The organism is Bradyrhizobium sp. SZCCT0148 (assembly GCF_018129985.1).
Lineage (GTDB): Bacteria > Pseudomonadota > Alphaproteobacteria > Rhizobiales > Xanthobacteraceae > Bradyrhizobium > Bradyrhizobium japonicum_H.
On record NZ_JAFCKT010000006.1, the window covers coordinates 48,261 to 68,085 of the forward strand.

Genomic DNA, 19,825 nt, shown 5'->3' on the forward strand with positions numbered 1-19,825 from the left:
GCCCTTCTTGTCCGCCATACCACACCGTTGCGCGGTGCCGGTCAACCGGCAGGTCGGCCGGTGCGGCGCACATGGCTTCTTTGCGGCGTGAAACCGTGCGATACACGACCGACCAAGAGCGAAGGGAACGCCCGTGACCATCCATCAGCCGCCTCAGACCGTGCGCGCCAACGGCATCGACATCTGCTACGAGATTTTCGGCAACGATAATGCGGAACCGCTGCTGCTGATCATGGGGCTCGGAGCGCAGATGATCCATTGGGACGATGCGTTCTGCGAACAGCTTGCTGCGCGCGGCTTTCGCGTAATCCGCTTCGACAATCGCGACATCGGCAAGTCGAGCCATCTGACGGGCGGCAAGCGGTTGACACCGCTCGAGCTGCTGAAACTGCGCTTCCTCAGAATTCCCGTCGCCGCAACTTACAAGCTGATCGACATGGCGAAAGATACGGTCGGGCTGATGGATGCGCTCGGCATCAGATCGGCGCATCTGGTCGGGGCGTCCATGGGCGGCATGATCGCGCAGGAGGTCACGTTGTCGTTTCCACACCGTGTCCGCTCACTGACATCGATCATGTCGACCACAGGCAATCCGCGCGTGCCGCCGCCGACGCGCCAGGCCGCCGCCATGCTGATGTCACCGCCGCCGCGCAGCAAGGAGGAGTTCATCGTCCGCTACGGCCAGACCTGGAAAGTGTTGCGCGCCGGACATTTCCCGGAGGAGGAAGCGCTCGACCCCGAACGCGCCGAGCGCGTGTTCGCGCGCGGGCTCAATCCGGCCGGCGTCGGCCGCCAGCTCCGCGCCGTGCTCGCCTCCGGCAGCCGCAAGGAACGACTGCACGCCGTGCAGACGCCGACACTCGTCATTCACGGCACCGTCGATCCACTGGTACGGCCGGAGGGCGGCAAGGACACGGCGGCGTCTATTCCGAATTCAAAACTGCTGATGATCGACGGCATGGGCCACGCGCTGCCGATGCGCTTCTGGCCGCAGATCATCGACGCCATCGACAAGCACGCGCATGGCGCGGCGGCGCAGGCGGCTTGAGAAGGCGCGCGTTTCGCGCGCCGTGCCCACCACATGAAAATGGCGGGCACACCTCGCCTTTCCCAACCTACTGTTTTTTTGCCATCCAGATCACGTGTCGCGCGCCGCCGCCTCTGCCGGTGGCGCGGACCACGATTTCATTGACATCAAAGCCGGCGCGCTTGAGACGGTTGTTGAAAGCCGAATTGGGTCCCGACGACCAGACAGCGAGTACCCCGCCCGGCCGCAGCGCCATCTTCGCTGCGCCGAGCCCGCTCGCGCTGTAGAGCGCATCATTGCCCTTCCGGGTCAGCCCCTCCGGCCCGTTGTCAACGTCGAGGAGAATGGCGTCGAAGGCCGAGCTCTTGGCACGGATGACTTCGCCGACATCGATCTCGCGGATGCTGACCCTGGCATCATCGAGGCTATCGCCGAAGACCTCAGCCATCGGGCCTCGCGCCCAGGTGACCACCGCGGGCACCAGCTCCGAGACCACGATCTTTGCCTTGGGCCCGAGCACGGTCAACGCCGCACGCAGCGTAAAGCCCATGCCGAGGCCGCCGATCAGGACGACTGGCTTTGCGACCTTCTCGATCTGCTTCGCCGCGAGCGTTGCGAGTGCAGCCTCCGAACCCGACAGCCGGTTGTTCATCAGCTCGTTGGTGCCGAGCTTGATGGAGAACTCCTTGCCCCGCTGCATCAGGCGAAGCTCTTCGTCGGAGCCGGGAATGTTGGCGGTGTCGATTTTTTTCCAGGGAATCATGGAAGTGCTTTAGCACGATCCGAATTCGGAGGGTGGGTTAGCCGAAGGCGTAACCCACCTCTCTCTTTACTTTCGCCGGACCAGAAGCGGTGGATACGCTTCGGTAATCCATCCAACAGCTCAGGGCTAACCACCCGCCCAGACGTCGAGCACATAGCGGTTCGTCGTGCCCATCTCCTCGATCCAGCGCGCACCGGCCGCCGCATCGCCGCCGCTCTTCTCGCGATAGATCGCGACCAGTGCCGCCTTCACGTCAGGCTCCATCCTGCCGCCGTCGCCGCAGACATAGACGATTGCGCCTTGCTCGATCAGCGGCCAGACCTTGTCTTTCTGCGCGGCAAGCACGTGCTGCACATAGGTCTTCGGACCCTCCGCGCGCGAGAACGCCGTGAACAGCTCGGTGATGCCCCCCGCCGCCAGCGCCTTGAGTTCGTCCGCATAAAGGAAATCTTGGTCGGGATGGCGGCAACCGAAGAACAGGATTGCAGGTCCGAGGGTGGCCCCCTTCGCCTTGCGCGCGGCGCGTTCCTGGAGGAAGCCGCGGAATGGCGCAAGGCCGGTGCCCGGGCCGATCATGATGATCGGCACCGACGGGTCGTCGGGAAGCCGGAAGCCGGCCTTTGTCTCGCGCACGGTGGCGTAGATCGTATCGCCCACACGCCGATTGGCGAGATAGTTCGAGCAGATGCCTTTGTAGATGCCGCGCCCCGAGGCGGCCGGACTTTCCACCACGCCGACGGTGATGCTGCAGCGCGCCGGATCCACCGAGGGTGAGGACGAGATCGAGTAATAGCGCGGCGCCAGCAGCGAAAGCATTTCGAGATAGGCGTGGAACGGCAATTCGCAGGCGGGATGCTCCAGCAGCAAATCGAATACCGATTTGCGTCTGGCCAGGATTTCGCTGCGGTAACGCTCGAGCGTCTCAGGCTCTTCGCCGACGAAGCCCAGCAGCTTCGGCTTGGTGACCGGGCAGCGCGTATGATCTGCCATGATCTGGATCTGCTTGCGCGTCGCAACCTGCTGCAGCTCGACGAACTCGCTGAGCAGGCGGCCGACTGACACCGCATCTCCCACCGGCAGCTGTGCGCGGCGGCCCTCGGCAACCTGCAGCCTGATCTGGTCGGCCGGCAGGAAGCCGAAGCGGCGGGCGACTGAATCCACCAGCGTCGGATCGTTGCGGGGGACGACGCTGAGGTGATCACCGACCCGGTAGCTGACGTTGGACGGCAGCTGCACCTCGATATGGCGCGTCGAACGCTCCGACGGATGGGACCCGGCCTTGTTCTGGAGTTCGTCGTTGGCGAGCACCTTCATCGCGACCGCACCGCCTTGCGCCACGATGGTGTTGACAGCGGTCGACGCTACCGGCTCGATCGCATAGAGCGGGTCGTCCTCGGCTGTGCGGGTGAAATTCCAGTCGATACCGAATTCCTTGGTCGCGACCTGCGCGGCCGCCGGGAACCATTTCTGGAACTGGCCGTCCAGATCGCTGCGCGCGTCGCCCTCGCCGCGCGGATAGACCGCGCGCGCGCCATGCGCCGACAACTGCTCGTCGATCAGGCGCGGCACCGATTGATAGGTCGCAGCCCAGTCGCTGTTGCCGCAGCCGAACACGGCGTAGCGCACGCCGGCAAAGGCGTCCTTCGGCAAGTCGCTGCCGAGCCACTTGACGAACTGCGTCGCATTGTCCGGCGGCGCGCCGTTGTAGGAGGCGCAGATGATCAGCACGCCGCCCTCCTGCGGCAGCTTGCCGACGTAATCGTCGAGCGGCCCGAGATGCACGGCAAAGCCGTTGATCTCGGCGAGATCGGCCATGCGCGTTGCGAGCTCTTCCGCCGTGCCGAGATTGGAGCCGTAGAGCACCAGCATCGGCGTGTTGTGGCCGGGCCGCGCCGTCGGCTGGCGCGGCGCCTTCGGCGCTGAACTTGATGCTACAATCGGCCCGCCATAGGTTCCGCGCTCGCGATCGGCGCGCGGACGGACCTTGATCTTGAAGCCTTCCGGCTTCATCGTCAGCGTTTCCTTCAAATGCATCTGATAGCGCTGATGGTCGATCAGCTTGAAGCGCTGCAGGATCATGCCGAGCGCCAGCGCCGCCTCGTGCATGGCAAAGCCGCGGCCGATGCAGGCGCGCTGACCATTGCCGAACGGCTTCCAGGCATTGACCGGCCGCTTGGCTTCCGCCTCGCGGCTGAAATTCTCGGGATCGAACGCATCCGGATTGGGCCCCCACACGCTGGGATCCCGATGCAGCGCCGTCACCAGGATGGTGGTGAAGGTTCCCTTCCGGAGCTTGTACTTGCCGCCACCGAGCGTCTCGTCGTTCAGCGGCGAGATGCCGTAGGCCGGCGCCGGCGGCCAGAGCCGCAGCGCCTCCTTCAGAATCTGCGTGATGTAGGTCAGCTGCGTGACCTGCTGGTAGGTCGGCCTGGCGTTGACATCGGGGCCGAAGACACGATCGACCTCGTCATAGGCCTTTTTGAGGATCTCCGGATGCTTGAGCAGCGCATAGAGCGTGTAGGACAACAGCCCGCTGGTGGTCTCGTGGCCCGCGATCAGGAAGGTGTTGATCTGGTAGCGGATGTTGACGTCGTCGAGCTGCTCGCCGGTCGCGCGGTCGACGCCGGTCATCATCGCCGCCAGCATGTCCTTCTTGTCGTCGATCGCCTCTGCGCTCTTGCGACGCTCGGCGATGATCTCGTCGACCATCTTGTTCATGAAAGCGACGTCTTCGACGAGGGTCTTGCGCCGCTTCTGCATCCAGATCTGCTCGAACGGCAGGCCGCGAGTCATCATGATGGTTTCGAGCGAGCGCACCAGCGACTCGACGTAGGGGTGATAGTCGCTGCGGTAGAAGGAATTGAAGCGGTAGTCGAAACCGCATAGACCGATCGTGTCCAGCGTCAGCGCCGTCATATCATGGACGACGTCGATTTCGTCGTCGGCGTTGAGCCGCTCCCATTTCTGGACGAGCTGCTCGGCGATATCGACCATGCTGGGATGATAAGACTGCATGGCGCGGTTGCCGAACGGCTGTAGCAGGATGTTGTGCGCCTTGCTCCAGTTCGGCTCCCTGGTATCCGCGGTAAACAGGCCGTCGCCGCCGACCGCACGCACACGCCGCAGCGCGCCGCGCACCGTCTTGTCGAAGCGCTTTTCGTCGGAGAGCTCGTCGACCAGATCGTGTCCGGAGACGACGACGATCGGAGAACCCATCATGTCGAGCCAGAAGATCGGACCCAGTTCCTTGGCGAGCCGCGTCAAATGTTGCACGGGTGCGGCCGAATCCAGCGACAGCATGTTGCCGACCACCGGCTTGGTCGGCGGATGCGGGATCGGGTCCAGACGGTTCTTGGATGACATCGAAATGTAGTCCCCCTGCCTCAATGTCGTCATTGCGAGCGAAGCAAAGCAATCCGGGATCTTTCCGCGGAGGCCGTCTGGAAAGCTTCGTCGCTTAGCTCCTCGCAATGACGGTTAGCCAAAACGCCTTCTACGCCATTCGATCAGCTTGGCGCTGACCTCTTCCGGCTTCTCCTGCTGCGTCCAATGGCCGCTGTCCTTTACCAGATACTTCTCGAGATCGTCGATCAGCTTCTCCATGCCGTCGGCCGCCGACGGCGGCAGCACGGCATCGTTCTCCGCCATGATCATCAACGACGGCACATGGATGTGATGATCCAGCCCCTTCGCGCGCTCCCAGTTGCGGGTGAAGTTGCGATACCAGTTGATGCCGCCGGTGAAGCCGGTCTTCGTGAACGTATCGACGAACACCTTCTTCTCGTCGGCCGACAGGATCGGCGTGCGCGGATCGACTTTGGCGTCATAGGCCGCGATCATCTGCGGGAAGGCGAGATTGGTCTTGGACGAAGCGCCGATGCCTGCAATCGGCGGTTCGTCCGGCTTCGCCGCCGGCCGCGGCATCGGCTTGCGCATGAAGGCGTCGAAGGTCTGCTCGACGCGGCTGCCGAAGATCCTGTCCGGCTCGCGCGCCGGATCCTGGAACTGCACGATGTACATCTGGTCGCCGAAGCGCTGGCGGAAAAGCGCAATGGGGTCGATCGGCGCGCGGTCCCAATGCGGAGTATTGACGCCGACGACACCGGCGACGCGCGAGGGGTGCCGCAGCGGCATCTGCCAGACCACGAAGCCGCCCCAGTCGTGGCCGACGAAGATCGCCTTGTCGATCCCGAGATGGTCGAGCAGCCCGACGAGATCGCCGGTCAGATGCTCCATGTCGTAATCTTCGACCGCCTCGGGCCGGTCGGTCGCGCCATAGCCGCGCTGGTCCGGCGCGATCACGCGAATGCCGGCCTCGCTCAGCGCCTTGATCTGGTGGCGCCAGGAGAAAGCGAGCTCGGGCCAGCCGTGACACAGCACGACCGGAGGCTTGTCGTCTGCCGGGCCTGCCTCGTAATAGCCCATGCGGATTCCGTTCGTCGTCGCGAACTTGAGCGGCGGCATTTCGATCATTGAGACATTCCTATTCGGCAGCGCCCTTGATATCCGCCACCGGCGGGGCGTAGGCCGCCTCCAGCGCGGCAAACTCTTCCGGCAGCATGTCGCACATCACCTGCACATGCGGAATGATGTTGGCGCCGACGATGAAGCCGAAATCGAGCTGGTCGCGGTAGCTCTGCACGGTGATGTTGAGCGCCTGCCCGTGCGTCGAGATCGACACCGGGAAGATGTGCAATAGCTCCGCGCCGGCCGCATAAAGCGTCTGGCGCGGCCCCGGCACGTTGGACACGGTGATGTTGGCGGCCGGCGGCAGCACGTCCGACAGGTTCGAGCGGCTGTAGAGCAGCGCCAGGATCTGCACCATCATCGGCGCGCCCAGCATCGAGATGTTGGAGACCTGGGGCATCAGCGCGCGCAGCGGATGCGACATCTCCTTGGACTTGGTCGATTGCGCGATGATGGCCTCCAGCCGCGCCTTGGGATCGTCGATGTTGGTCGCGATCGCGCAGATCATGCCGAACACCTGGTTGTTGGCCTCGGTGTTGCCCTCCTCGCGCAGCGAGATCGGAACCGCCGCCGTCAGCGATTTCGCCGGCAGCGTGCCATATTGCAGCAGGTAGCGCCGGACCACGCCGGAGGCGAGCGCCAGCACGACATCGTTGAGTTTGCCACCGGCCTGCTTGGCCAGCGCCTTCGCCCGCGACAGCGGAATCGACACGCCGGCAAAACTTCGCTCCGAGGAGATGGTCTTGTTGAGCATGGTCGGCGGCGACACCATGCTGGCGAGGCTCTCGCGCGATTTGGGATCGGCGACCTTGCCGAGCACGTCGGATACGCTCTTGAGCACGGTCGGGATGTTGCCGGCGAAGCGCACCGCGCTCTCGATCTGGTACATCGCGTTATCGAACAGGATCGAGCCGATGTCGCTCTTGCCGGTGCGCGGCAGTTGCAGGTTCTTCGCGGCCGCCGACGCGTCGAGCGGCTGGGTGAAGAGCTGCTGATAGGAATCAAGCAGATTGGCGGCGATGTCCCGCGGTTCCTGTCCCGACTTGGTGCCTGCCGCCGGCGGCTCGACCTTTCGCGGGATCGGCGAGATATCGTAGATCATATTGGTGAGTGCCGCGCCGGCGCCGCCGTCGATGGCGGCGTGGTGCATCTTGGAATAGAGCCCGACCTCGTTGTCCTTCATGCCCTCAAACACGTAGAATTCCCAAAGCGGGCGCGCGCGGTTCAACAACTTGGCGTGCATCCAGCCGACGATGCGCTCGAGCGTGGCGCGGTCGCGTGGCTGCGGCAGGCTGGCCCGGAAGATATGGCGGTCGATGTCGAACTGATCGTCCTCGACCCAGGAGGGATGATCGATGTCGAGCGGCGCCTTCTCCAGGCGCGCTTTGAGGATCGGCGCGATGTGCAGGCGCGAGACGATCATCGCCTTGAAGTCTTCGAAGAAGTCGCCCTTGTAGTCATCGGGCAGGCGAAAGATCGCCATGCTCCCGACATGCATCGGCATCTCCGGCGTTTCCAAATAGAGAAACGACGCGTCCAGCGACGACAGCTTCTTACCGTCAGCCATGGTTCCCTCCCGCAGCAATCGACGGGCGCCTTGCCGGCGCTTCTCGTCAGGCCGATATTGCCTGTTCCGGCGGGGCATATGCAATGGCAAACGGCCCTGTCCGGTCAAATGGCGAGAATTCCCCTTCCGGTTGCGCCAGGCGATCGGCCACGGCCCACAGCGCCGCGGGGTTGACGCCGAGCCCAAGATGGCTCGCCAAGTGAATTTCGATGTTCTCGGCGCGGTCTGACGGACGCAGCAGGCAGGTCCGCCAGTTCACGACACCGTCGGCCCGCGAATAGATCGATGTCGCCGGCACCGGCAGATCGCCGGCGATCGCCTCGCGCAGTTCGGCGAAATCCTCGACCCGCTCGCCGGACAGCGCCTCGTAGAGCCGCGTGGCGTTGGTCGCCCGCACGTCGTTGGCAAACGGGCTGCCGAGCGTGACGACATTACGGACCATGTCGGGCGCCTGGAGCGCGAGATCGCGGGCATAGACGCCACCGAGGCTCCATCCCACCAGACTGACCTTGCGTCCGCTCGCAGCATGGATTTCGGCCAGACGCGCGCGCAGCGACTCCCGCATCCGGCCGAGACCGCCGAGATTGCGGCCCATCCGCCAGGCATGTGCCTGATAGCCGAGCGCGCCGAGATAGCGCCGCATCGGCGCCATCGAGAGGTCACTGGCGAGAAAGCCCGGTAGCGCCAGCACCGCATGACCGTCGCCCCTGGGCGCGCGCATCAGGACCGGCGAAAGCAGCAGGCTCGCATTGAATTCGAACAGGCCGCGCGCTTCAGCGAGCAACAGGGCAAGGCCCGGCGGACGAAGCCCGCCCGACGCCTGCGGCCCCTTCGGCCCGGACGGCATTATTTCTTCTTGTCGCTGTTGCGCGTGCCGCCAAGGCCCGCCATCGTCACGAACATGTCCTGAAACCGCTCGGCGATCTTGGGATCGAAGGTGAACCAGCTCTGGATCAGCGATTCCGGAGAGACCTTGTCGATATTGGACATCATCTGCTGCTGCAGCTTGTCCATCACCGCGGTCTGCATCGGCATCACGTCGGGCAGTCCGAAGAACTGGCGAGCCTCGAGGGGGGTGCAGTCGATCTCAATATTAACTTTCATGTCCCCTCCGGAAGAGATTCGAACGGCGTCACACAGTATCACCGCGACATGGCGTGCGACGCAAGCGACCTGAGACCAGGGCCGGACGCCGGCTTCCGCTATCGGCGGATATGGTCAATCAACTCGTCCCGCCGCATCAGCACTCCGCCAGGCGGCCTGCGGGGTTGTTTCCGCGTTTATTCCCGGAGACTTCACAGGCCGAAAGTCGAATTTCGCCCTTATGCCTCTCACCCCTAATTTGTCGGTCAGCATTGCTGCACAGCGGTGCAACTTGGCGCGTTCCTTGCTGGAATGGCGCTTGCACGGGTCGAGAACTCTGGGCAACATGGATCGATAAACCCCGCCGAACAATCAAGAATGACGGTGCGGGCGAGTGGAGAGGGTCAAGAATGTCAGTCGGACGAAGTCTGTTTGCGGCGACGCTCGCCGGTGCGCTTGCGTTGACGGTCTCGCCGGCGTCGAGCCAGACGCTGCGCTATGCCAACCAGGGTGAGCTTAAATCGCTCGATCCCTACACGCTGAACGAGTCGACCACCAGTGCGCATCTCGGCCATGTCTATGAGGGCCTGGTTGCCCGCGGCAAGGACCTGAAGATCATCCCGGCGCTCGCGGAAAGCTGGGAGACGCCGGAGCCGACGCGCTGGCGCTTTCATCTGAGGAAGGGCGTGAAATTCCACAACGGAGACCCCTTCACTGCCGATGACGTGGTGTTCTCGGCCGAACGTGTGCGGGCCAAAGGCTCGAATTTCCAGAGCCGGGTTCCGGCCGACGCCAAGGTCATCAAGGTCGACGATTACACCGTCGATTTCGTCCTGAGCTCGCCCAATCCGATCCTGACGGCACTGTGGGCGACCTGGTACATCATGGACAAGAAATGGGCAGAGGCGAACGATGCAGTGGCACCGACCCCTGCAGCCGCCACAACCCCGAGCTACGCCTCGCTTCATGAAAACGGCACCGGCGCCTTCATGATCGAGAGCCATCAACCGGGCGTGAAGACCGTCTTCAAGCCAAACCCGAATTGGTGGCGCAAGCCGGAACATAATCTGAAGGAGATCGTCTTCACGCCGATTGCCAACCCGGCCACGCGTGTTGCGGCCCTGTTGTCCGGCGAAGTCGACGTGATCGAGCCGGTTCCCGTGCAGGACATCGAGCGCGTCAAAGCGAGCCCGAACGCCACCGTGCTGACGGGACCTGAACTGCGCACCATCTTCGTCGGTATGGATCAGCTGCGTGACGAGCTGCTCTACTCCAACGTCAAGGGTAAGAATCCGTTCAAGGACGTTCGCGTCCGCGAAGCCGTCTACCGTGCCATCGATATCGAGCTGATCAAGAATCGCGTCATGCGCGGACTGTCCACTCCGTCCGCCTTGATGGTTGCACCGGAGATCTTTGCCTCGAAGGATTTCACCAGGCCGAAGTTCGATCCTGACGCCGCCAAGAAGCTCCTTGCCGACGCCGGCTATGCCGAGGGCTTCGAGGTGACGATGGACTGCCCGAACGATCGCTATGTCAATGACGCAGCGATCTGTCAGGCGATCGTCGGCATGCTCGCCCGCATCAACATCAAGGTCGACCTGCTGGCGCAGCCGAAGGCCCAGTATTTCGCCAAGGTGCTGAAGCCCGGCGGCTACAAGACCTCGCTGTTCATGCTGGGCTGGACCCCGGATACGCTCGACTCCCAGAATGTGCTGCACGACATCATGGGTTGCAGGGACGATCCCAAGGATCCGAACCGCGGCGAAGCCAATCTCGCAGGCTATTGCAACAATCAGTTCGACGAGCTCGCCGACAAGGTTCTCGTGGAACCCGATGCGACCAAGCGCAATGAGTTGATCAAGCAGGCATTCGAAGTCTCAATGAAGGACTGGGCCTATGTACCGCTGCACCAGCAGGCGCTCGCCTGGGGTGTCTCAAAGAAAGTCAAGCTGACCCAGCGCGCGGACAACATGGTGATGTTGTATTGGGCGACCAAGGAGGGCGAGTAGGTATCGACAAGTTGTGAAGTCCCGGAAGCCATCACGTACGGATCCTGGCTTCCGGGACTTGCTGTTTCGGGTTAACGCGATGATGCGTGCTACTGAAGAGATGTGAAAGGAACAGATGCTCGCTTTCACACTGCGCCGGGCCATCCAGGCCATTGGCGTCATGATTGCTGTCGGGATCATCTCCTTCTCGATGTTCCGCTTCGCCGGCGATCCCGTGAACCAGATGGTCGGGATGGACACGTCGGGCGCGGAACGTGCCGCGATCCGCAAATCCCTCGGTCTCGACGATCCCGTGATCGTGCAGTTCGGCCGCTACATCGGCAATGCCGCGCAGTTCAAGTTCGGCGTATCCTACCAGTTCCGCCTGCCCGTCGCCAACCTGCTGATGGAGCGGATGCCGGCGACGCTGGAGCTTGCGATCTGCGCCACCATCTTCGCGATGGTCAGCGGCATCCTGATGGGCGTCTATTCCGCCCTGCGCCGTGACAGCTGGCTGTCGCACCTGTTTCAGGCCGTGTCACTGATCGGCATCTCGTTGCCGACCTTCCTGATCGGCATCCTGATGATCTATCTGTTCTCGGTGACACTCGGCTGGCTGCCCTCGTTCGGTCGCGGCGACGTCGTGCATATTGGGTGGTGGACGACGGGGCTGCTGACGCTGTCGGGCCTGAAGGCATTGATCATGCCGTCGATCACGCTCGGCCTGTTCCAAATGACCCTGATCATGCGGCTGGTGCGCGCGGAGATGCTGGAGGTAATGCGGACGGACTACATCCGCTTCGCCCGCGCGCGCGGGTTGACCACACGCGCCATCCATTTCGGCCATGCGCTTCGCAACACGATGGTTCCGGTCATCACCGTCGCCGGCCTGCAATTCGGCTCGGTCATCGCCTTCGCCATCATCACCGAGACCGTCTTCCAGTGGCCGGGCATGGGGCTCCTGTTCGTGCAGGCCGTTCAGAATGTCGACATCCCGATCATGGCGGCCTATCTGATGATGGTGTCCCTGATCTTCGTCACCATCAATCTCGTGGTTGATATCCTCTACACCATCGTCGATCCGCGACTGCGCTCGACGGTCAGCCGGGCGCATTGAGATGAGCGAAGCCGTCGTTCCGCACACGACCGGAAAGCCCAATGCGGCCGCCCCGGGCTGGTTTAGACGCACGCTTGACGGCGACCTTTTCTATTCGTTCCGCCGCTCCAGGATCACCATGATCGCCGCCGGCGTGACGCTGCTGTTCTTCCTGGTCGCGATCTTCGCCCCCCTGTTGTCGGTGCAGAATCCATTCGATCCGGCGCAGCTACAGCTGATGAATTCGCGCATCTCGCCGCTCTGGACTGCTGACGGCCAGAGCCCGTTCCTGCTCGGCACCGACGAGCAGGGCCGCGACGTGCTGTCTGCGATCCTCTACGGCCTGCGCATCTCGCTGCTGGTCGGCGTGCTCGGCGTCGTCCTTTCCGGCGCGCTCGGCATCCTGCTCGGGCTGACGGCCGGCTATTTCGGCGGAGCCATCGACGGGCTGATCATGCGCATCGCCGACGTGCAGCTGTCATTCCCGGCCATCCTGATCGCGCTCTTGATCAACGGCGTCGCCAAATCTGTCTTCGGCAACAAGCTGGACGAAACCAGCATGCTGGCGGTCCTGGTGTTCGCGATCGGCCTGAGCTTCTGGGTCCAGTATGCACGCACGGTCCGCGGCTCGGTCCTGGTCGAGAAGAACAAGGACTACGTGGCGGCCGCGCAATTGATCGGCCTGCCGGCCCCCGTGATCATGCTGCGCCACGTGCTCCCGAACACGACGGGACCGATCCTGGTGATCGCCACCATCAATCTCGCGCTCGCCATCATCACCGAGGCGACGCTATCCTTCCTCGGTTCGGGCATGCCCGAGACCATGCCCTCGCTCGGCACGCTGATCCGTATCGGCAACGGCTATCTGTTCGCGGGCGAGTGGTGGATCGTCGCATTTCCAGGAATCGCGCTGGCAGCCCTGATCCTGTCGATCAACCTGCTCGGCGATTGGCTGCGCGACGCGCTGAACCCCAAACTCCGATGAGCGTGCAGCGTCCATGACCGAGCCCATCCTATCCGTCCGCAACCTTCAGGTGGAGTTCGCCTCCCGCCGCGGCACGCTGCGCGCCATTGACGGCGTCTCCTTCGACATCGCCAAGGGCGAGGTGCTGGGCGTCGTCGGCGAATCCGGCGCCGGCAAGTCGGTCACGGGCCTGTCGGTGATCGGCCTGATCGATCCGCCCGGTCGCATCTCGGGCGGCGAGATCCGTCTCGCCGGCCTGCGCATCGACAATCTGCCGCCCGAGGAGCTGCGCCGCGTCCGCGGCAAGCGCATCGGCATGATCTTTCAGGATCCCCTGACCTCGCTCAATCCGCTGTACAAGGTCGGCGACCAGATCGTCGAAACGATCAGAACCCATCTCAACCTTTCGGAACAGGCCGCCCGGCGACGGGCCATTGAACTGTTGGCAGAGGTCGGCATTCCCGCACCGGACAAGCGCATCGACGGCTATCCGCACGAATTCTCGGGCGGCATGCGCCAGCGCGTGGTGATCGCGCTCGCCATCTGCGCCGAGCCGGAGCTGATCATCGCGGACGAGCCGACCACCGCGCTCGACGTCTCCGTGCAGGCGCAGATCATCTCGTTGATCAAACGTCTCGGCCGGGACCACGGCACCGCCGTGATGCTGGTCACCCACGACATGGGCGTGATCGCCGAAACCTCGGACCGGGTCGCCGTGATGTATGCGGGCCGGGTCGCCGAGATCGGCCCCGTGCAGGACGTGGTGAGGAACCCGCTGCATCCCTACGCCAGGGGCCTGATGGGCGCGATCCCGACCTTGGCCGGCGAGGACAAGCGGCTGGTGCAGATTCCCGGCTCGATGCCGCGCTTGTCGGCGATCCCGCGCGGCTGCTCGTTCAATCCGCGCTGCGAACGTGCCTTCGACCGCTGCCGGGTCGATCGGCCCGAGCCGCTGCCGCGCGGCGCGCAATCGGTCGCCTGTCACCTGTATGACGACCTGCCGGCGGAGAGCGCGGCATGAGCGCTCCCTTCGTCCAGGCCACAAATCTGCGCCGGGTGTTCGACGTTTCAAAACCCTGGCTCAACCGCATGCTCGAAGGCGGGCATCTCGAGTATCTCAAGGCGGTCGATCACGTCACCTTCGACATCAGGAAGGGCGAGACGTTTGCGCTGGTCGGCGAATCCGGTTCGGGCAAGACCACCGTGGCGCGGATGGTCGTCGGCCTGCTGCCGCCCAGCTCCGGCAACGTGCTGATCGACGGCGTCTCGATGACAGATCCGCGGCAGGCGCAGGCGCGCCGAAAGCTGCGCAGACGCATCCAGATGATCTTCCAGGATCCCTATGCGAGCCTGAACCCGCGCTTCCGGGTCGATGCCATAATCTCCGAGCCGATCCGCGCCTTCGACCTGATCCAGGGCGAGCGCGACATCCAGGCCCGCGTCGGCGAGTTGCTCAGCTTGGTCGGGCTGCATCCCGACGACCGGCTCAAGTTTCCGCACGAATTCTCCGGCGGCCAGCGCCAACGCATTGCAATCGCCAGGGCGCTCGCATCGGATGCCGAGTTCATCGTTTGCGACGAGCCGACCTCGGCGCTCGACGTCTCCGTGCAGGCGCAAATCCTGAACCTGATGCGCGACCTCCAGGACAAATTCGGCCTGACTTACATGTTCATCAGCCACAACCTTGCCGTGGTCCGCCACATGGCGAGCCGCGTCGGCGTGATGTATCTCGGCCGCATCGTCGAGATCGCGGAGGGACGCGAGCTGTTCGCCAATCCGCGGATGCCTTACACCAAGATGCTGCTCGGCGCCGTGCCCGATCTCGCCATGAGCGGCCGCCAGCGCATTCCGGTGAAGGGCGAAATCCCGAACCCGATCAATCCGCCGCCCGGCTGCGCCTTCAATCCGCGCTGTCCGCTGGCGTTCGATCTCTGCCGCAAGGAGACGCCGGAACTGATCGACGGCGTCGCCTGTCACGCGGTGAACACCGCGCCGGTCCCGGCGTGACGCACGCGTGCCATGCGGCCTGTGCATTTGGCATCCCAGCACGGGCTGTGATCAATTTCGCGCGCCGCAAATGAGGTAAGCCATGGCCAGCAACGTCAATCCAGATCCCTTTACGACGCGCCCAGAGATCGAGGGCACGTTCGGGGTCGTCGCCACCACGCACTGGATCGCGACCGCCGTCGGCATGGCCATCCTCGAAAAGGGCGGCAACGCCTTCGACGCCGGCGTTGCCACCGCCTTCACGCTCCAGGTGGTCGAGCCGCATCTGAACGGTCCCGGTGGCGACGTGCCGATCATCGTCCACGACGTCAAGCGCGGCCGCACCGAAGTGATCTGCGGTCAGGGCCCGGCACCGGCGCGCGCCACCATCGCGCATTACAGGAGCGAAGGCCTCGACATGGTGCCGGGCACGGGCCTGCTCGCGGCCTGCGTCCCCGGCACGTTTGAATCCTGGATGATGCTGCTGCGCGATTACGGCACGATGCGCGTGCGCGACGTGCTGGAACCCGCGATCTCCTATGCGCGCGACGGCTATCCGCTGGTCGAGCGCGCCTGCGCCACGATCCAGACCGTCGAACAGCTGTTCCGCAAGCATTGGCCGACCTCGGCCGCCGTCTACCTGCCGAACGGCGAAGTGCCGAAGCCCGGCACGCTCTTCACCAACAAGACACTGGCTGCGACCTACGCCCGCATTCTCAGCGAGGCCGAGAGCGGCGGCGGTGGCCGCGACGCCGAGATCGAGCGCGCGCGCAAAGCCTGGTCGCAAGGCTTCGTCGCGGAAGCCATCGACAAATTCTGCCGTACCCAGGAGGTCATGGACGTCAGCGGTTCGCCACATCGCGGCGTGCTTTCCGCCGACGACATGGCACGCTGGCAGCCGACGGTCGAGGCGCCGCTCACCTACGATTACGGCCGTTATACCGTCTGCAAGACCGGGGTCTGGAGCCAGGGCCCCGTGACATTGCAACAGCTCGCGCTGCTGAAGGGTTTTGCGCTCGACGGGCTCGACCCGACCGGGCCCGAGTTCATCCACCTGCAGATCGAATGCGCCAAGCTCGCCTTTGGCGATCGCGAGAAGTTTTACGGCGACCCCAAATTCAGCGAGATCCCGATCGCAACGTTGCTATCGGACGCCTATAACGACGAGCGCCGCAAGCTGGTTACCGAAAAGGCTTCGCTTGATCTTCGGCCCGGCGCGATCGAGGGCTTCGGCGGCGTCGTCAAGCTGCGCCGCGCTGAAGGCCAGCGCGAGGCCGTTGGCGCGCTCGGCGCAGGTGAACCGACCGTGGGCCGTTTCGGCGAAGTGCGCGGCGACACCGTGCACTTCGACATCATCGACAAAGCCGGCAACATGGTATCCTCGACGCCTTCAGGGGGCTGGCTGCAATCCTCGCCTGTCATTCCCGAACTGGGTTTCTGCCTGGGCAGCCGCGCCCAAATGTTCGACTTGGAGGAGAACCAACCCGGTTCGCTCGCTCCGGGCAAGCGGCCACGCACCACGCTGTCGCCGACCATGGCGCTGCGCGACGGCGAGCCGTATCTGGCCTGGGGTTCGCCCGGCGGCGACCAGCAGGACCAGTGGATCACGCAGTTCTTCCTGCGCCATGTCCATTGCAATCTCAATCTCCAGGAATCGATCGACGCGCCGGCCTGGCACTCCGAGCATTTCCCGATCTCGTTCTGGCCGCGTACCGCGCGCCCCGGCGTGCTCGTGGTCGAGAACCGCGTGCCAAAGGCGACCATCAATAATCTTCGCGAGCGCGGACATATCGTCGAGGTCGGACCGGACTGGTCGGAAGGACGCCTCACCGCCGCCTCGCGCATCGGCGTGCGGCGGCGCGCCGCCGCCAATCCGCGCGGTATGCAGGGCTACGCCGCCGGACGCTGATGGGTAGAACATGACCTGGTCGATCATCGCGCGAGACCCTGCCACCGGCCAGTTCGGCATCGCGGTCGCGACCCGTTTCTTCGCCGTCGGCGCGCGCGTGCCGTATATCGCGACCGGCGTTGGCGCCATTGCGACCCAGGCCTTCGTCAATCCCTACTACGGCATCGACGGCCTCAAGCTGCTGCGGGAAGGCCTGAATGTGCATGACGTTCTCGCCGCGCTGCTCGCCACCGATGAAGGCCGCGAAAGCCGGCAGCTTCACATCATGGATGCGAGCGGCGAAATCGCCGCACACACGGGGCGCGACTGCGTCGACTGGTGCGGGCACATCGCAGGCAGCGGTTTTTCGATTGCAGGCAACATGCTGGCCGGCGGCGACGTCCTCGACGAGACCGCGAAGACCTATATCGCCAATGACAGCCTGCCCTTCCCGCGCCGCCTGCTCGCGGCGATGCGCGCGGGCGAAGCCGCCGGCGGCGACAAACGCGGCAAGCAGTCTGCAGCGCTTTTGATCCACGGCGAGGAGGAATGGCCGGCACTGGATATCCGCGCCGACGACCATCCCGATCCGCTCGGCGAACTCGAACGGCTCGAGCAAGTCAGCCAGGAGCTCTGGGTGCACTTCCGCCCCTCCATGCCGACGCGGCAAAATCCATCCGGCAATACGGATCGCAGCGTCATCGACGCGACCATCGCCGCGGCACGGGCAAGGCAGGCATGAGCGGAAGCCCTCTCATCGAGATCACGGATCTGCGTATCCGCTTTCACGGCGACGACGGCCGGATCACCCATGCCGTCGACGGCGTCGATCTCAGTGTCGCCAACGGCGCGACGCTCGGCCTCGTCGGCGAATCCGGCTGCGGCAAGAGCGTGACCTCGCTGGCCATCATGGGCCTGCTGCCGAAGCAGAGCGCGGAGATTTCGGGCGCGATCCACTTCGACGGTTTCGATCTGCTGAAGACACCGGACCAGATGCTGCGCGACCTCCGCGGCAACCGGCTTGCGATGATCTTCCAGGAGCCGATGACCTCGCTCAACCCGAGCTTCACCATTGGTGACCAGATCATCGAGACGATCTTGCGCCACCGCGGCGGCTCGCGGAAAAGCGCTCGCGAGCGCGCCATCGACCTGTTGCGGCGAGTGCACATCCCCTCGCCCGAGCGGCGCATCGACGAATATCCGCACAAGCTCTCCGGCGGCATGCGCCAGCGCGTGATGATCGCGATGGCGCTGGCCTGCGATCCACGCCTGCTGATCGCGGATGAGCCGACCACCGCGCTCGACGTCACCCTGCAGGCCCAGATCCTGGAGCTGATGCGGGAGCTGAAGGCGGCAAGCGGCGCCGCCATCATCCTGATCACCCACGATCTCGGCGTCGTTGCTGAGGTCTGCGACGAGGTCGCGGTGATGTATGCCGGCGAGATCGTCGAGCGCGCGCCGGTGGACGAATTGTTCTCCGCGCCGCAACATCCCTACACGGTCGGCCTGCTCGGCTCGATCCCGCGGCTCGACCATCGCACTGAGCAGCTCGCAACGATCGAGGGCATGGTGCCGAACATGGCGCAGCCGCCCGCCGGCTGCCGCTTCGCCGCACGCTGCCCGTTCGTGCTGGACGCCTGCACCAAGGCGCCCCCGCCATTGATCGAAGTCAGCCCGAGCCACCTCTCGCGCTGCATCCGCGCGCCACTCGAACGTCTAGTGTCCTGATGGCGCGGCTTTCCCTTCTCGTGCCCCGGGCGCAGCGCAGCACAAGCAGAGCGCAGTGGTGCGCTGCTGAACCGGGGGTCGCAATACTTCGTGCTGCGCCGCGCCCGGGACGCGAGAGCGGTGTTCGCGAGGAGCAGACACGATGACTGCGCTTCTCGAGGTCGAAGGCCTGGTCAAGCATTTCGTCGCCGAGCGTTCGCTGTTCGGCCGGGCGCTGGCGCATGTCAAAGCGGTCGATGGCGTTTCGTTCTCGCTGGAAGCCGGCAAGACGCTTGCCCTCGTCGGCGAATCCGGATGCGGCAAATCCACCGTCAGCCGGTTGGTGCTGCGGCTGATCGAGCCGGATGCAGGCTCAATCCGTTTCGAAGGCCGCGACCTGCTCGCGCTCGACGCGAGCGCGCTGCGCGCCTTCCGCCGCAAAGCCCAGATCATCTTTCAGGACCCTTACGCCTCGCTCAATCCGCGCATGACGGTCGGTCAGATCCTGACCGAGCCGCTCGCATTGCACGGCCTCGTGCCGTCGGCGCAGCGGCACGAGCGCGTCGCCGAGCTCCTGCGGCTGGTCGGACTCGAGCCCCGGCTCGAACGCCGCTATCCTCACGAATTCTCCGGCGGCCAGCGCCAGCGCATCGCCATCGCCCGGGCACTTGCGGTCGAGCCGAAGCTGATCATCTGCGACGAGCCGGTCTCGGCGCTCGACGTCTCGATCCGCTCGCAGATCCTCAATTTGCTGCGCGAGCTGCAGGACCGGCTGGGCCTCGCCTACATTTTCGTCTCGCATGACCTCGCCGTGGTCAAGCACATCGCCGACCACGTCGCGGTGATGAATCTCGGCCAGATCGTCGAGACAGCAGAGGCCGATGCGCTGTTCTCAGCACCAAGCCATCCCTATAGCCGAGCGCTTTTGTCGGCGATCCCCGTGCCTAAACCACAGGCAAAGCGCAGCCGGATTGTGCTGCAGGGAGAGATCCCCAGCGCGCTCAATCCGCCGCCGGGATGCCGCTTCCACACCCGGTGCCCCTACGTGATCGAGCGCTGCCGTACTGAGATGCCGCAGTTGGTGCCGGATGGCATCGGACATGCAACGGCCTGTCACCGAACGTCGGAACTGCCGTCCTCAGCGGCGATCGTCCCGTCCGACGGCGGCTTTTCGCCGGTTCTCGAAAAATTGGTCGCCGCCTTCAGCGGCGGCCCGGAAGCAGTCCGCGGCAGCGGGGTTAGTTCGTTGGGAACGCACCCGGCATAGTCGCAAAACCGAGGTTGAAAGC

Annotated in this window: 16 protein-coding genes; 10 read left to right on the forward strand and 6 right to left on the reverse strand. The window is 64.4% G+C overall.

The features are described 5' to 3' along the window. Positions 1 to 133 precede the first annotated feature (133 nt). Complete coding sequence (locus JQ580_RS19435; protein WP_212281838.1) at positions 134 to 1,048, forward strand: alpha/beta fold hydrolase; 915 nt, start codon at positions 134 to 136, stop codon at positions 1,046 to 1,048. 67 nt (positions 1,049 to 1,115) lie between these two features. On the opposite strand, the gene JQ580_RS19440 is transcribed toward JQ580_RS19435, so the two are convergent. From JQ580_RS19440 to JQ580_RS19465, 6 genes are all read right to left on the reverse strand, one after another. Continuing rightward, entirely contained in the window at positions 1,116 to 1,790 is a 675-nt protein-coding gene (locus JQ580_RS19440) for a spermidine synthase (RefSeq protein ID WP_212281839.1), read from the reverse strand. Between the two features lie 126 nt (positions 1,791 to 1,916). Beyond that, positions 1,917 to 5,153: a bifunctional cytochrome P450/NADPH--P450 reductase gene (locus tag JQ580_RS19445; RefSeq protein ID WP_212281840.1), complete on the reverse strand. Its 3,237-nt coding sequence runs from the start codon at positions 5,151 to 5,153 to the stop codon at positions 1,917 to 1,919. A 114-nt stretch (positions 5,154 to 5,267) separates the two neighbouring features. Beyond that, complete coding sequence (locus JQ580_RS19450) at positions 5,268 to 6,263, reverse strand: alpha/beta fold hydrolase (protein WP_212281841.1); 996 nt, start codon at positions 6,261 to 6,263, stop codon at positions 5,268 to 5,270. A 10-nt stretch (positions 6,264 to 6,273) separates the two neighbouring features. Further along, on the reverse strand, positions 6,274 to 7,824 hold the full coding sequence (locus tag JQ580_RS19455; protein ID WP_212281842.1) for a WS/DGAT/MGAT family O-acyltransferase: 1,551 nt from the start codon (positions 7,822 to 7,824) through the stop codon (positions 6,274 to 6,276). A gap of 46 nt (positions 7,825 to 7,870) precedes the next feature. Further along, positions 7,871 to 8,671 carry an esterase/lipase family protein gene (locus JQ580_RS19460; protein WP_212281843.1) on the reverse strand — a complete coding sequence of 267 codons (801 nt, stop codon included), beginning with the start codon at positions 8,669 to 8,671 and terminating at the stop codon, positions 7,871 to 7,873. Then, positions 8,671 to 8,928 carry a DUF6489 family protein gene (locus JQ580_RS19465; protein ID WP_212281844.1) on the reverse strand — a complete coding sequence of 86 codons (258 nt, stop codon included), beginning with the start codon at positions 8,926 to 8,928 and terminating at the stop codon, positions 8,671 to 8,673. Before JQ580_RS19465 ends, JQ580_RS19460 begins: the two co-directional genes overlap by 1 nt. 389 nt (positions 8,929 to 9,317) lie before the next feature. Here JQ580_RS19465 and JQ580_RS19470 point away from each other — a divergent pair, with 389 nt between their 5' ends. The 9 genes from JQ580_RS19470 (at position 9,318) to JQ580_RS19510 (ending at position 19,803) form a co-directional block, all read left to right on the forward strand. Continuing rightward, the gene (locus JQ580_RS19470) at positions 9,318 to 10,916 is read left to right on the forward strand and encodes an ABC transporter substrate-binding protein (protein WP_212281845.1); all 1,599 of its coding nucleotides are present in this window, start codon (positions 9,318 to 9,320) and stop codon (positions 10,914 to 10,916) included. 115 nt (positions 10,917 to 11,031) lie between these two features. Next, positions 11,032 to 12,012 (forward strand): ABC transporter permease, encoded by a 981-nt coding sequence (locus JQ580_RS19475; protein ID WP_212281846.1) that lies wholly within the window; start codon positions 11,032 to 11,034, stop codon positions 12,010 to 12,012. A gap of 1 nt (position 12,013) precedes the next feature. Further along, complete coding sequence (locus JQ580_RS19480; RefSeq protein ID WP_212281847.1) at positions 12,014 to 12,976, forward strand: ABC transporter permease; 963 nt, start codon at positions 12,014 to 12,016, stop codon at positions 12,974 to 12,976. A gap of 13 nt (positions 12,977 to 12,989) precedes the next feature. After that, positions 12,990 to 13,976, forward strand: coding sequence for an ABC transporter ATP-binding protein (locus JQ580_RS19485; RefSeq protein WP_212281848.1), 987 nt, complete (start codon positions 12,990 to 12,992; stop codon positions 13,974 to 13,976). Beyond that, on the forward strand, positions 13,973 to 14,962 hold the full coding sequence (locus JQ580_RS19490; protein ID WP_212281849.1) for an ABC transporter ATP-binding protein: 990 nt from the start codon (positions 13,973 to 13,975) through the stop codon (positions 14,960 to 14,962). Before JQ580_RS19485 ends, JQ580_RS19490 begins: the two co-directional genes overlap by 4 nt. A gap of 82 nt (positions 14,963 to 15,044) precedes the next feature. Further along, positions 15,045 to 16,850 carry a gamma-glutamyltransferase family protein gene (locus JQ580_RS19495; protein WP_212281850.1) on the forward strand — a complete coding sequence of 602 codons (1,806 nt, stop codon included), beginning with the start codon at positions 15,045 to 15,047 and terminating at the stop codon, positions 16,848 to 16,850. 10 nt (positions 16,851 to 16,860) lie between these two features. After that, on the forward strand, positions 16,861 to 17,571 hold the full coding sequence (locus JQ580_RS19500; RefSeq protein ID WP_212281851.1) for a DUF1028 domain-containing protein: 711 nt from the start codon (positions 16,861 to 16,863) through the stop codon (positions 17,569 to 17,571). Continuing rightward, entirely contained in the window at positions 17,568 to 18,557 is a 990-nt protein-coding gene (locus JQ580_RS19505; RefSeq protein ID WP_212281852.1) for an ABC transporter ATP-binding protein, read from the forward strand. Before JQ580_RS19500 ends, JQ580_RS19505 begins: the two co-directional genes overlap by 4 nt. Positions 18,558 to 18,699: 142 nt before the next feature. Beyond that, entirely contained in the window at positions 18,700 to 19,803 is a 1,104-nt protein-coding gene (locus JQ580_RS19510; protein ID WP_212281853.1) for an ABC transporter ATP-binding protein, read from the forward strand. The last annotated feature ends 22 nt before the right edge of the window (positions 19,804 to 19,825 follow it).